The following is a 13656-nucleotide window of genomic DNA, read 5'->3' as shown; positions in this document are numbered from 1 at the left end:
CTCCGCCCATGGAGAATGTCGCGGTCGGCCGCCTCGACCTCGCGGCCCGGGTCGACGAGGCTCTCGCCGTACAGGCGCTCGCCTTCGGGCTGGGTGACGACGAGATCGCCATCCGCCGCCAGATCGTCCTGCGGCATCTCGCCTACCCCGGCGCGCGCGCCCTCGGCGCCACCACCGACGACGGGCGGCTCGTCGGCTTCGTCTACGGCATGCCCAACGACCGCGCGCACTGGTGGTCCACGGTCGTCCAGCCGTACATGCGGCACCGCGGCACCGAGGACTGGCTCGACGGCTCCTTCGTCATCACCGAACTGCACGTCCTGCCTGCCTACCAGGGGCAGCACATCGGCCGGGAGCTGATCACCACCATCACCGACACGGCCGCCGAGCCGCGCAGCATCCTCTCCGCGATCGACGTCGAGAGCCCCGCCCGCCGCCTCTACCGCGCGCTGGGCTACGAGGACCTGGCGCGTCCCGTGCACTTCCCCAGCGCCACGAGCCCGTACGCGGTGATGGGCGCCCCGCTGCCGCTGCGCCGCCCGGGCGGCCCGGGCACCCTGGGCAACCGTTAACGCATTACCGCACCGCACACCGGGCTGGATATCCTCGCGGGAATCCCCATCGATCCCCTGGAGAGCCCCCATGGTCCTGCGCATGTCCCGTCTGATGCTCAAGACCTTGCGCGACGACCCGGCCGACGCCGAGACCGCGAGCCACAAGCTGCTGGTCCGGGCCGGTTTCGTGCGCCGCTCCTCGGCGGGCGTCTGGATCTGGCTGCCACTCGGCAAGCGGGTCCTGGAGAACGTCTCCCGCGTCGTCCGCGAGGAGATGGACGCCATCGGCGGACAGGAAGTCCTGCTGCCCGCGCTGCTGCCGCGTGAGCACTACGAGACGACCGGCCGCGCGGGCGAGTACGGCGATCTGCTCTTCCAGCTCAAGGACCGCAAGGGCGCGGACTATGTCCTCGGCCCGACCCACGAGGAGATCTTCACCCAGGTGGTGAAGGACCAGTGCGCGTCCTACAAGGACCTGCCGGTGATCCTTTACCAGATTCAGACCAAGTACCGGGACGAGGCCCGCCCGCGCTCCGGTGTGCTGCGCGGCCGCGAGTTCCAGATGAAGGACTCGTACTCCTTCGACACCACGGACGAGGGCCTGGCCGAGGCGTACCGGGCGCACCGCGACGCGTACATCAAGATCTTCACCCGCCTCGGCTTCGACTACCGGATCGTGTCGGCGGTCTCCGGTGCGATGGGCGGCTCCGCGTCCGAGGAGTTCCTCGCCCCCGCCGAGGCCGGAGAGGACACCTTCGTGGACTGCCCGGCCTGCGAGTACGCGGCCAACACCGAGGCGGTCACCACGGTCGTACCGCCCGTCGAGGGCGTGGACCACGGTCCCGTCGAGGATCTGGACACCCCCGACACCCCGACCATCGAGACCCTCGCCGCGCACCTGGGCGTCCCGGCGTCCGCCACGTTGAAGAACCTGCTGGTGAAGGTCGACGGAGAGATCACCGCGATCGGGGTCCCCGGTGACCGCGAGGTCGACCTCGGCAAGCTCGGCGAGCACCTCGCCCCTGCCGTCGTCGAGCTGGTCACCGCCGAGGACTTCGAGGGCCGCCCGGACCTCGTACGCGGCTATGTGGGCCCGCAGGGCCTGGACATCCCCTATATCGCCGACCCGCGCATCGCCCCGGGCACCGCCTGGATCACCGGCGCCAACAAGGCCGGCACCCACGCGCGCAATATCGTCTGCGGCCGTGACTTCGAGGTCGGCCGGTACCTCGACGTCGTCACCGTGCGGCCCGGCGACCCCTGCCCGCGCTGCGGCGCCGGTCTGCGCCTCGACCGGGCCATCGAGATCGGCCACATCTTCCAGCTCGGCCGCAAGTACGCCGACGCCTTCCAGCTCGATGTGCTCGGCCGGCAGGGCAAGCCGGTACGGGTGACCATGGGCTCCTACGGCATCGGGGTCTCCCGCGCGGTCGCCGCGCTCGCTGAGCAGACCGCCGACGGCCAGGGCCTGTGCTGGCCGCGCGAGGTCGCGCCCGCCGATGTGCACCTCGTCGCGGCCGGCAAGGCCCTGCAGACCGAGCTGGCGCTCGAAGTCGCCGACAAGCTGCACGCTGCGGGCGTCCGCGTCCTGCTCGACGACCGCGCCGGGGTCTCACCGGGGGTGAAGTTCACCGACGCGGAACTCATCGGCGTCCCGCAGATCCTGGTCGTCGGCCGGCGCGCGGCCGAGGGCGTCGTCGAGCTGAAGGACCGCCGGTCCGGTGAGCGGGTCGAGCTGACGATCGACGAGGCGCTGGCCAGGCTGACCGCCTGAGGTGTGCTGCTGGAGTGCCGGACGGGCTGAATTCGCTACAGCCAGCTCGCGAACTCCAGCAGGAGCTCGCCGCCCTGGAGGTCGCCGACGGACAGCGACCAGACACCCGCCTCGACGGCGCGGAAGTAGCTCCAGCCGCGCAGCCGTCCCGGGTCGACGTCGAGCGCGGCGCCGAGCTTGGCGACCCGGCGCCGGGCGGCGGCCTGGGGGCCGGGGGAGGCGGCCAGCGTCTCCACCCGGTCGCGGACGAGCCAGGCCAGGTCGTACGCCCGGTCGCCGACCAGCGGCTTGGGGTCGATGGCCAGCCAGGGGCTGCGCTCGGCGGCCAGCACATTGCCGTGGTGGTAGTCGCCGTGCAGCAGCACGTCCTCGACCGGGGTGGCCAGCAGCTGCTCCCGCAGGCCCAGGGCCTCGTCGATGAGGGGGCGCACATCCGCCGCGTAGGGCTGCTCGCGCCGCTCGCGAAGGTGCCGGGCGAGGCCGGCGGTGTAGTCGGCGACCGAGGTGAACGGGTGGCCGTCGCCCGCGGGAACCCACAGCCGCTGGAGGGTGGCCGTCGCCTCGAGCATCGCCTTCGGCTCGGGAAGCGAGCGCAGGGACACCTCACCCTGGAGCCGCTCCAGCAGCATCGCGCCCTCGGCGGGATCGGCGCGCAGCAGCCGGACCGCGCCGCGGCCGTCCCAGTGCGCGAGTGCGGCGTGCTCGTGTTCCGTCTCGGGGGTGACCATGCCCAGCTTGAGTACGGCCGGGGTCCCGTCGGCCGCCCGGACGAGCACGATCATGCTGATCTGGCCACCGGGGGTGAACACCCGCTCCGGCCGCAGCTCCCACTGCTCCAGCCGCCCGGCCAGCCGGCCGGGCAGCGCCGCCAGCCAGTCCCGGCCGGCGTCGCCCTCCCAGGCACCGATCGTGCGGACCAGCCGCTCGGGCGGGTCCAGCGGTACGGTGCCGGGGCCCCCGGGCTGCGGTGCTGAAGCCATGGTTGTGCTGTCCCTCCGTGGATCCTTCTCAGGCGGCGTTGCGTCCCCGCGGGGAGATGCCTTCCCGTTCTGCCGTGCCGTGCAGCCCCGGCATGGTGCCCGGCGGCGTGGCCCTTACGGCGCGCTCCGCTCGGCCAACCCGGGGAAGGCTACGCTGCCGCCGCGCCACCGAACGGCACGCACCGCCGCCTCGCGCAGCGCGCCCGCCGCGTCACGGCGCAGATCACCGGTGGCAGCGCGCACCAAGTCCCCGTACACACCGGCGACCCGGTCCTCGATGACGGCGGCCAGCCGTACGGCCGCGGCGCTGTCGGATATCGGGAACGGCAGCGCGTACCCGGCGTCCGCGGGCACGGGTTCGGCGCCGAGGTCCCGTACGGTCCGGCTCAGCGCGTCACGGCGGGCCCGGTGGGAGTCGTAGGCCGCGCGGGCGTCGGAGGCCGGCGCACGGGTGATACGCGCGCCGATCACCCCGTATCCGTACACGGCGGCATGCTCGGCGGCGAGCGCCGCCTGGACCGCGTCCAGCGTCTGCCGGTTCATCGTTCAGCCCTTCCCCGTCAGCAGGATCACGTGTGCGGCCCCGGCGGCGGCCACCGAGGCGAGGAGCCGGGCGAGCTCGGGCGGGGCGTCGAGCAGCGCAGTCGCACGGGCGTCCGCGAGCCGGCGTTCGGCTTCGGCGAGCGCTCCGAGAGCGGCGGGCGCGGCGGTCGTTCCGGAGGTTCCGGAGGTTCCGGAGGCGCTGGGGGTGCCGGACGGCGTGCCGCCGCCGGTGGCCGGGGACGGCTTCGGCGAGCTGCCGCCGCTGCCGAACGCCTGCGCGTGCCGGGCGACTTCGGCCCGCAGCGGCGCCAGCCGCGCGGTGAGTTCCGGCCGTGCGGCGATGAGGCCGTCGTACCGCGCGAGGAGTTCGGTGCTGTCCCGGGCGGCCCGCGCCCGCAGTGCCGCTCCCGGTACGGCGGGGGCGGCGCTCTGCCGCGTCTCCGGCGTGGCCGCCGCGCCGCCGGCGCAGCCGGAGGCGACCCCGGCCAGCGCTGCCAGCCCTCCCGCGCCGATCGTCAGCGGCACCCCGGCCGCCGAGGCGAGTACCGTCCGTCTGCCCGTCACTGTGCCCGTCACCGCGCGCCCCTCCCGTGATCACCGACCAGAGCGTACCGGGCGGGGCCGGGACCCGGCCGGGCGATCACGGCCGTTCAGGGGGCAGTGGCGGGGCACGGCCGCCGCCGAATCGTCGATCCGGTGTCGGAACCGATAGGCTTTGGGGCGACACGCGACCTTCCATACAACAGCACACGCGGCCGAGGAGTCACCCGGATGAGCACCACCCAGAGCGAGAGGCTGCGCGGATTGCTGGAGCCGCTCGTCGCCAAGACGGGTCTGGATCTGGAAGAGATCACTGTGACCGCGGCGGGCAGCCGACGGCAGCTGATGGTCGTGGTGGATTCCGACGACGGCGTGCACCTCGACGCGGTCGCCGAGCTGAGCCGGGAAATCGCCCAGGTACTCGACGACACGGACGCGATGGGACAGGGCGAATACGTCCTGGAGGTCAGCTCGCCGGGTACCGACCGGCCGCTCACCACGCCGCGGCACTTCCGCCGCAACGAGGGCAGGCTGGTCAAGCTGACCCTCACGAACCATGAAGAGCTGGTCGCGCGGATCATGGCGCTGGATGACGCGGGCCTCGACCTCGAGGTCCCGGGCGTCAAGGGGCGCAAGCCCAAGCCGCGCCGGGTGGAGTTCGCGGAGATCGCGAAGGCCCGGGTGGAGATCGAGTTCAACCGCAAGGGCAAGGACGACGCAGCGGATACGGCCGACGACGCCGACACCGACAGCGACGAGAGCATTGAGGAGGCGTAGCCGTGGACATCGACATGAAGGCCCTGCGGGGTTTGGTGCAGGAGAGGCAGATTTCGTTCGACCTGCTGGTCGGGGCGATCGAGTCGGCGCTCCTCATCGCCTACCACCGGGAACCGGGCAGCCATCGCCGGGCGCGGGTGGAGCTGGACGGCACGTCGGGGCATGTGACCGTGTGGGCGAAGGAGGACCCGTCCGAGGTCGCCGAGGGCGAGGAGCCCCGCGAGTTCGACGACACCCCCTCCGGGTTCGGCCGGATCGCCGCCTCCACCGCGAAGCAGGTCATCCTGCAGCGGCTGCGCGACGCGGAGGACGACATCACGTTCGGCGAGTACGCCGGCCGTGAGGGCGACATCGTCTCCGGTGTGGTCCAGCAGGGCAAGGACCCGAAGAACGTGCTCGTCGACATCGGCAAGATGGAAGCCATCCTGCCGGTGCAGGAGCAGGTCCCGGGCGAGGACTACAAGCACGGCACCCGGCTGCGCTCCTACGTCGTCCGCGTCGCCAAGGGCGTGCGCGGACCGTCGGTGACGCTGTCGCGCTCGCACCCCAACCTGGTGCGCGCCCTCTTCAAGATGGAGGTCCCGGAGATCGCGGACGGCTCGGTCGTCATCGAGGCGATCGCCCGCGAGGCCGGCCACCGTACGAAGATGGCCGTGCGTTCCACCCGGTCGGGGCTGAACGCCAAGGGTGCGTGCATCGGCCCGATGGGCTCCCGGGTGCGGGCGGTCATGGCGGAGCTGCAGGGCGAGAAGATCGACATCGTGGACTGGTCGGACGACCCGGCCGACATGGTGGCGAACGCGCTGTCGCCGGCCCGGGTGTCCCGGGTCGAGGTCGTGGACATGTCGGCCCGTTCGGCCCGGGTGACCGTGCCGGACTACCAGCTGTCGCTCGCGATCGGCAAGGAAGGGCAGAACGCCCGCCTCGCCGCCCGGCTGACCGGCTGGCGGATCGACATCCACCCGGACATCGAGCCGGCCGGTGCCGCTTCCGATGCGGATGAACCGGACGTATCGGACGCTTCGCGGGACTGAACGTCAACCCACGACCAATCGAACAACCGTGCGTAGACTAACCCGAAGGGGTGAGGTCGGCGCGGGGAGGTAGACTTAGCAGTGTCTGGCCGGACGCGTTCACGAGCGTGCCCTGAGCGAACCTGTGTGGGTTGCCGGGAACGGGTGGCCAAGAACGATCTGCTGCGTGTGGCGGTGAGCGGGGACGCGTGCGTCCCCGATCCTCGCGGTACGCTGCCCGGTCGGGGTGCTCACTTGCACCCTGACCTGGTCTGTTTCGACCTGGCGGTTCGCCGCCGGGCCTTCTCCAGGGCCTTCAGGTCCAAGGAGACGTTCGACACCGCGGAACTCCGCCGGTACGTCGAGCAGAACACCAAGCCCGCCGAGGTGGCGGCACCGTAAGTGAACGGCACGGGTTTCCGTGCGGTCAGGTACCTCGCGAGTCGGAAGTAGGTCGAGATTGCGATGAGCACCACTCGATGAGTACGCGATGAGTACGAGCATGAAGTAGCGACGGTCCGGCGGACGATCACCCCGGACCTAAAAGGAGCGAAGTGGCTAAGGTCCGGGTATACGAACTCGCCAAGGAGTTCGGAGTTGAGAGCAAGGTCGTCATGGCCAAGCTCCAAGAACTTGGTGAATTCGTACGTTCGGCGTCCTCGACGATCGAGGCGCCGGTTGTTCGCAAGTTGACTGACGCTTTGCAGGGGCCCGGTGGCGGGAACGCCGCCAAGCCCGCTGCCAAGCCCGGCGCGCCCCGCAAGGCGACGCCTGCCAAGCCTGGCGCCCCCACCCCGGGTGCGCCGGCCCGTCCCGCTGCGCCGGCTCCCAAGCCGGCCGCGGACGCCCCCGTAACCCCGGCGGCTCCGGCCGCCACGGGCACCGGCTCCACGCCGGCCGGCCCCCGTCCGGGTCCGAAGCCGGCCCCGGTCACCCCGAAGCCCGCTCCGGCGGCTCCGGTCCCGGTCGCGGAGTTCTCAGCCCCCGAGCCGGCCCAGCAGACGCAGCAGTCCGCGGCTCCGGCCGCTCAGACGGCTCCGTCCTCCGCGCCGCGCCCCGCGGGTGCCACTCCCGGCCCGCGTCCGGCACGTCCGGCCCCCGCGCAGCGCGAAGAGCGCCGTGACGGCGGTCAGCGTGACGCCGCGCCGCGTGGCGAGCGTCCGGCCCGTCCGGGCGGCCAGGGTGCCCCCGGCGCCCCGCGTCCCGGTGGCGCGCGTCCGGCCGGTCCCCGTCCGGGCAACAACCCCTTCACCTCCGGCGGCTCCACCGGCATGCAGCGTCCCGGTGGCGCCCCGCGTCCCGGCGGCGGCCACGGCGGCGGCCAGGGTGCCCCCAGCGGCGAGCGTCCCGCTCGTCCGGCAGGCCAGGGTGGTCCCGGTGGCGCGCCTCGTCCTGGCGGTGGCCACAGCGGCGCCCCGCGTCCGGGTGGTCAGGGCGGTCCCGCCGGTGCCGGTCGTCCGGCTCCCGGTGGCATGCCCCGCCCGCAGAGCTCCGGCCCACGCCCGAACCCGGGCATGATGCCGCAGCGTCCCGCCCCGTCCGGCGGCCCCGGCGGCCGTTCCGGCGGTCCCGGCGCGCGTCCCGGCGGCGGCAGCGGTGGTCCCGGTGCTCGTCCCGGTGGCGGCAGCGGTGGTCCCGGTGCTCGTCCCGGTGGTGGCGGCGGCTTCGCCGGCCGTCCGGCAGGTCCCGGCGCCCGTCCGGGCGGCGGCGGCTTCGGCGGCCCGCGTCCCGGTGGCGCACCCGGCGGTGGCGGTGGCTTCGGCCCCCGTCCCGGTGGCTTCGGTGGACGCCCCGGCGGCCCCAACGCCCGTGGTGGCACGCAGGGTGCCTTCGGCCGTGGCCCGAACGGCCGTCCGGCCCGTGGCCGCAAGTCGAAGCGTCAGAGGCGCCAGGAATACGAGAGCATGCAGGCTCCGTCCGTGGGCGGCGTGCTGCTGCCTCGCGGTAACGGTGCCGCGGTGCGCCTGCGTCGTGGTTCCTCGCTGACCGACTTCGCCGAGAAGATCGGCGCCAACCCGGCGTCGCTCGTCCAGGTGATGCTGAACCTCGGCGAAATGGTCACAGCGACGCAGTCGGTTCCCGACGCGACGCTGCAGCTGCTCGCCGACGAGATGAACTACGTCCTGGAGATCGTCAGCCCGGAGGAGGAGGACCGCGAGCTGCTCGAGTCCTTCGACATCGAGTTCGGCGAGGACGAAGGCGGCGAGGAAGAGCTCGTCTCCCGTCCGCCGGTCGTCACCGTCATGGGTCACGTCGACCACGGTAAGACCCGGCTCCTCGACGCGATCCGCAAGACCAACGTGGTCGCGGGCGAGGCCGGTGGCATCACCCAGCACATCGGTGCCTACCAGGTCGCGGCCGAGGTCAACGGCGAAGAGCGCAAGATCACCTTCATCGACACCCCCGGCCACGAGGCGTTCACCGCCATGCGTGCCCGTGGTGCCAAGTCGACCGACATCGCGATCCTCGTGGTGGCGGCCAACGACGGTGTCATGCCGCAGACGATCGAAGCGTTGAACCACGCCAAGGCAGCCGGTGTGCCGATCGTGGTCGCGGTCAACAAGATCGACGTCGAAGGTGCCGACCCGGTCAAGGTGCGCGGTCAGCTGACCGAGTTCGGCCTGGTGGCCGAGGAGTACGGCGGCGACACCATGTTCGTCGACATCTCCGCCAAGCAGGGCCTGCACATCGACAGCCTGCTGGAGGCCGTGGTCCTCACGGCGGACGCCTCGCTCGACCTGCGGGCCAACCCGGAGCAGGACGCGCAGGGTATTGCGATCGAGGCTCATCTCGACCGCGGCCGCGGCGCCGTGGCGACCGTGCTCGTGCAGCGCGGCACCCTGCGCATCGGCGACACGATGGTGGTCGGCGACGCGTACGGCCGAGTCCGCGCGATGCTCGACGACCGTGGCAACACGCTGGAAGAAGCGGGCCCCTCGACTCCGGTCATGGTGCTCGGTCTCACCAACGTGCCCGGCGCCGGCGACAACTTCCTCGTTGTCGACGACGACCGCACGGCCCGGCAGATCGCCGAGAAGCGTGCCGCTCGTGAGCGGAACGCGGCGTTCGCCCGCAAGGGTGTCCGGTTCTCCCTGGAGAACCTGGACGAGGCCCTGCAGGCCGGTCTGGTGCAGCAGCTCAACCTCATCATCAAGGGCGACGCGTCCGGTTCGGTCGAAGCGCTCGAGTCCTCGCTCATGCAGCTGGACGTCGGTGCCGAGGTCGACCTGCGCATCCTGCACCGCGGTGTGGGCGCGGTCACCGAGTCGGACATCAACCTGGCATCGGGTTCCGACGCCATCGTCATCGGCTTCAACGTGCGCGCCGAAGGCCGCGCCACGCAGCTGGCCGAGCGCGAGGGTGTCGACGTCCGGTACTACTCGGTGATCTACCAGGTCATCGATGAGATCGAGGCGGCCCTGAAGGGCATGCTCAAGCCGGAGTACGAAGAGGTCGAGCTCGGCACCGCCGAGATCCGCGACGTCTTCCGCTCCTCCAAGCTGGGCAACATCGCCGGTGTCCTCATCCGCTCGGGCGAGGTCAAGCGCAACACCAAGGCGCGACTCCTCCGCGACGGCAAGGTCATCGCGGAGAACCTCAACATCGAGGGTCTGCGCCGCTTCAAGGACGACGTCACCGAGATCCGGGAAGGCTACGAGGGCGGTATCAACCTCGGCAGCTACAACGACATCAAGGTCGACGACGTCATCGCGACGTACGAGATGCGCGAGAAGCCGCGCGGCTGATCGTCGTAGCTCACGACCGGGGCCGGTCGGCGGAGATAATCCGTCGATCGGCCCCGGCCGTTGCGTGTACCGTTCACAACATGGATCGCCGCTGTCACCAGGGGCGTAACGACGAGGCCCCCCAGGGCGGCTTGCCCTGTCGCCCATGTATGCAGGAACGCTGTCCTTCGACCTCCTCCTCGGCGACATACATTCGCTCAAGGAGAAGAGGTCCGTCGTCCGCCCGATCGTCGCCGAGCTGCACCGCAAGTTCGCGGTCAGTGTGGCGGAGACCGGCGAGCAGGACCTTCACCGCAGGGCCGAGATCGGCATCGCGGTCGTGTCCGGGGATCTCGGACACATCAAAGACGTACTCGACCGGTGCGAGCGATGGATGATCGCCCGGCCCGAGGTGGAACTGCTGTCGGCACGGCAGCGGATCCACGGCGACGACGACTGACCTTCCGGCGGTCGGCGGCGCCTCGAAGACAAGAGCAGTAACGAAGAAGGAGACGGACAAGTGACCGACACCGCGCGGGCGCGCAAGCTGGCCGACCGCATCCGGGTCGTGGTCGCGGAAACCCTGCAGCGGCGGATCAAGGACCCGCGGCTCGGCTACGTGACGATCACGGACACCCGGGTCACCGGTGACCTGCGGGAGGCGACCGTCTTCTACACGGTCTACGGCGACGACGAGGAGCGGGCGGCCTCCGCCGCCGCTCTGGAGAGCGCCAAGGGCGTCCTCCGCTCCGAGGTCGGACGGCAGACCGGGGTGCGGTTCACCCCGAGCCTGGCGTTCGTCGCCGACGCCCTTCCGGAGAACGCGAAGACCATCGACGACCTGCTGGCCAGGGCCCGCGCCTCCGACGAGCAGGTGCGCAAGGCCGCCACCGACGCGTCGTACGCGGGCGAGGCGGACCCGTACCGCAAGCCGGCCGAGGACGACGACGTCGACCTCGATGACGACGACGATGAGGACGACGAAGCGGTGGACGTGGCGGATGCCGCGGACGCCGCCGATGCTGCGGACTCCGCGGACTCTTCGGACGCGAAGTCCGGCACCGAAGCCGACGAAAAGGGCCCCGCGACCGCATGAAGCGCAAAGGCCAGGGCCCGGACGGTCTAGTGATCGTCGACAAGCCGGCCGGGCTCACCTCGCACGCCGTGGTCGCCCGCATCCGCCGTTTCGCGGGCACCCGGCGGGTCGGGCACGCCGGCACCCTCGACCCGATGGCGACCGGAGTGCTCGTCATCGGCGTCGAGAAGGCCACCCGTCTGCTCGGCCACCTCGCGCTCACCCGCAAGGAGTACGTCGCGACGATCCGGCTCGGCCAGATCACCGTGACGGATGACGCCGAGGGCGACGTCACCGCGAGCGCGCCGGCGGTGGGCGTCACCCGTGAGGCCGTCGACGCCGGGATCGCGAAGCTCACCGGGGACATCCAGCAGGTGCCCTCGAAGGTCAGCGCCATCAAGGTCAACGGTGTGCGGTCGTACACCAGGGTGCGGGAGGGCGAGGACTTCGAGCTTCCCGCCCGTCCGGTGACGATCTCCTCCTTCACCGTCCAGGACGTCCGGGAGGCGGTGGCCGAGGACGGCACCGCGGTCCTCGACCTCGATGTCACCGTCGAGTGCTCGTCCGGCACCTACATCCGGGCCCTGGCCCGTGATCTCGGCGCCGATCTGGGCACCGGAGGCCATCTGACCGCCCTGCGGCGGACCCGGGTGGGTCCGTACGACCTGAGCTCTGCCCGCACCGTGGACGCGCTCGAAGCGACGTACCAGGCCGAAGGCGCGGAGGCCTTCGAGGTCCTGCCGATCGGCGAGGCCGCCGCCGCAGCGTTCCCCCGCTGGGACGTGGACGCGGAACAGGCCCGGTTGCTCGTCAACGGCGTCCGCCTCAAGACCGGCGGCCTCGCCGCCGGCCCCCACGCGGCCTTCGGCCCCGACGGCCGCTTCCTCGCCCTCATCGAGGACCGGGACGGAGAGACGAAGATCCTCGCGGTCCTCGTCTGACGCTTCGGCCCGCACGACTCCTCGGACCGCATGATCGTTCCGGTGCGCGATGACCCGGCCGGCTGCGCCCCATCGTGGAGCGCACGACCCTGTCCCCGCACGGACGCGCGCTCCACGATCCCCCTCCTTCCGGTACTCCTATCCGCCGCACACCAAGAATTCACCCCATCGGGCGGGCGCTCGGAGTGAACCACGGGGGTGTACGGGGGCGCGTTGGGTACGCGATCACTAGCGGCCGATCACCGTGGGCATACCGTAAAAGGCGGTTGACCAGCGGGGAGGTACGCGGATGGCGGTGCGGCCCTGCGATGCTGACGACGCGCTGGTGCGCGTCTGCGATTTGGCCGGACGGCCGCGCGGCACAGGATTCCTCGCGGACCTCGGCGGCACCCTGCTGACGAGCCACGAGGCCGTCGACGGCCTCGCCCGGCTCGTGCTGCACGCACCCGGGGACCAGGTCTGCCTCGTCGGCTCGGAGGCGATCACCCCGCTGCCGGAGCTGGGGCTCGCGCTGGTCGCGACCGAGGGAATCACCCCCCGGCCGCTGCCGGTCGCCGGTACCGGACCCGCGCACCCCGAACGCCGGGTGCGGGTGCGGGCCCGCAGCTGGACGGATGCCGTGGTCGTCGGCACCGCGTCCGTCACCTACACCGCGACCGACCGCTTCCACCTCCTCGACGAGGTCTACGAACTCGCCCTCGACACCCCCGAGGTCCTGCGTGTCCACCCGCAGGCGTCGGGCAGCCCCGTCCTCGATGCGGAGACCGGCGCCGTGCTCGCCGTGATCGCCACCGCGCTGCACGCCGGGCACCGCGCGGGCGGCTTCGCCGTCCCGCTGCGGCCCCACGAGGGGCCGCTGGCGGAGCTGCTCGCCCGCAACGCGGCCACCGTGCCCGCCTACGGCCCGCACCTCAATCTCGCGGGCGCACTGCAGCTGACGGCCACCTCGGTCGGCTCGGCGGCCGTACCGCGCGAATGGCGCGAGCCGGTCGCCAGGCCGGAGACGGAGGAGGAGCTGCGCGACTTCCTCAGCCGCGGCGGTGACCGCGGACCGCTCGTCCTCGGTCTGGTCGGCGACCCCGGCTGCGGCCGCACCACCGAACTGGCGGCGCTGGCCGCCCGCCGCGCCCGGGGCGCCGGGCCGGCCCCCACGGTGTGGCTGCGCGGCGCCGAACTGCGGCCCGGCGACGGCGGGTTGAAGGACGCGGTGGAACGCTCACTGCGCACCGCCGCGCGGATCGTGTCCGCGGCGGCCGGCGGCAGCAGGGGCGAGGCGCCCGTCGCCTCCCCCGACGCGGTCGCGGACCTGGCCCGGTCGGCGGGCCGCCCGCTGCTCGTACTCCTGGACGGCCCGGAGGAGATGCCGCCCGTCCTCGCGCACGCGCTGCCCGACTGGACGGCAGGGACGGCGAGTTGGTTGCGCGCCGGGGGTGTGCGGCTGATCGTGGCGTGCAGGCCCGAATACTGGGAGCGGGCCGGCGCCCTGTTCCCCTCCGGGATGCTCCAGGTGCCCGAGGCGCCGTCGGCCGTGCCGCCCGGCGCCCCGGCCCGTGCCCTCCCGCCCTGCGTACGGCTCGGCGACCTCCCGCAGCGGCAGGCGGTCCGCGCCCGTGCCCGGTACGGCATCCCGTCCGGAGCCCTCGCCGACACCGACGCCGCCCACCCGCTCGCCCTCCGGCTGCTCGCCGAGATCCGCGCAGCCCTCCCGGACCCCGCGGTGCCGGAGCCGGTCCC

At 72.4% G+C, this 13656-nt stretch carries 12 protein-coding genes and 1 pseudogene; 10 read left to right on the top strand and 3 right to left on the bottom strand.

All coding sequences use genetic code 11. The features are described 5' to 3' along the window. Positions 1-8: 8 nt before the first annotated feature. Complete coding sequence (locus tag QMK24_RS17630; RefSeq protein ID WP_283467067.1) at positions 9-572, top strand: GNAT family N-acetyltransferase; 564 nt, start codon at positions 9-11, stop codon at positions 570-572. Positions 573-642: 70 nt separating this feature from the next. Beyond that, positions 643-2328, top strand: a complete 1686-nt coding sequence (locus QMK24_RS17625; RefSeq protein ID WP_283467066.1) for a proline--tRNA ligase — start codon at positions 643-645, stop codon at positions 2326-2328. 35 nt (positions 2329-2363) lie between these two features. Here the strand turns inward: QMK24_RS17625 and QMK24_RS17620 are convergent, their stop codons facing one another. The 3 genes from QMK24_RS17620 to QMK24_RS17610 all read right to left on the bottom strand — a co-directional run bounded on the left by QMK24_RS17620 (position 2364) and on the right by QMK24_RS17610 (position 4427). After that, a complete protein-coding gene (locus QMK24_RS17620) occupies positions 2364-3308 on the bottom strand; it encodes an aminoglycoside phosphotransferase family protein (RefSeq protein WP_283467065.1) in 945 nt (314 codons plus the stop codon). Positions 3309-3422: 114 nt separating this feature from the next. After that, the gene (locus QMK24_RS17615) at positions 3423-3851 is read right to left on the bottom strand and encodes a ferritin-like domain-containing protein (RefSeq protein WP_283467064.1); all 429 of its coding nucleotides are present in this window, start codon (positions 3849-3851) and stop codon (positions 3423-3425) included. A 3-nt stretch (positions 3852-3854) separates the two neighbouring features. Beyond that, the gene (locus QMK24_RS17610) at positions 3855-4427 is read right to left on the bottom strand and encodes a hypothetical protein (protein ID WP_283467063.1); all 573 of its coding nucleotides are present in this window, start codon (positions 4425-4427) and stop codon (positions 3855-3857) included. Between the two features lie 195 nt (positions 4428-4622). Here QMK24_RS17610 and rimP point away from each other — a divergent pair, with 195 nt between their 5' ends. The 8 genes and pseudogenes from rimP to QMK24_RS17570 form a co-directional block, all read left to right on the top strand. Continuing rightward, positions 4623-5168, top strand: a complete 546-nt coding sequence (gene rimP, locus QMK24_RS17605) for a ribosome maturation factor RimP (protein ID WP_283467062.1) — start codon at positions 4623-4625, stop codon at positions 5166-5168. Between the two features lie 2 nt (positions 5169-5170). Beyond that, entirely contained in the window at positions 5171-6202 is a 1032-nt protein-coding gene (gene nusA / locus QMK24_RS17600) for a transcription termination factor NusA (RefSeq protein WP_283467061.1), read from the top strand. 81 nt (positions 6203-6283) lie between these two features. Further along, on the top strand, positions 6284-6583 hold the full coding sequence (locus QMK24_RS17595; protein ID WP_283467060.1) for a YlxR family protein: 300 nt from the start codon (positions 6284-6286) through the stop codon (positions 6581-6583). A gap of 152 nt (positions 6584-6735) precedes the next feature. After that, positions 6736-9927 (top strand): translation initiation factor IF-2, encoded by a 3192-nt coding sequence (gene infB, locus QMK24_RS17590; protein WP_283467059.1) that lies wholly within the window; start codon positions 6736-6738, stop codon positions 9925-9927. A 145-nt stretch (positions 9928-10072) separates the two neighbouring features. Continuing rightward, positions 10073-10366: a DUF503 domain-containing protein gene (locus QMK24_RS17585; RefSeq protein ID WP_283467058.1), complete on the top strand. Its 294-nt coding sequence runs from the start codon at positions 10073-10075 to the stop codon at positions 10364-10366. A 60-nt stretch (positions 10367-10426) separates the two neighbouring features. Further along, positions 10427-11002 carry a 30S ribosome-binding factor RbfA gene (rbfA, locus tag QMK24_RS17580; protein ID WP_283467057.1) on the top strand — a complete coding sequence of 192 codons (576 nt, stop codon included), beginning with the start codon at positions 10427-10429 and terminating at the stop codon, positions 11000-11002. Continuing rightward, a complete protein-coding gene (truB, locus tag QMK24_RS17575) occupies positions 10999-11922 on the top strand; it encodes a tRNA pseudouridine(55) synthase TruB (RefSeq protein ID WP_283467056.1) in 924 nt (307 codons plus the stop codon). The genes rbfA and truB overlap by 4 nt, the downstream gene beginning before the upstream one ends. Before the next feature lie 289 nt (positions 11923-12211). Next, a pseudogene (locus tag QMK24_RS17570) lies at positions 12212-13656 on the top strand (serine protease); the annotation flags it as partial.

Source organism: Streptomyces sp. PH10-H1, assembly GCF_030063355.1.
GTDB lineage: Bacteria > Actinomycetota > Actinomycetes > Streptomycetales > Streptomycetaceae > Actinacidiphila.
This window is presented reverse-complemented; position numbering and strand designations above follow the sequence as displayed.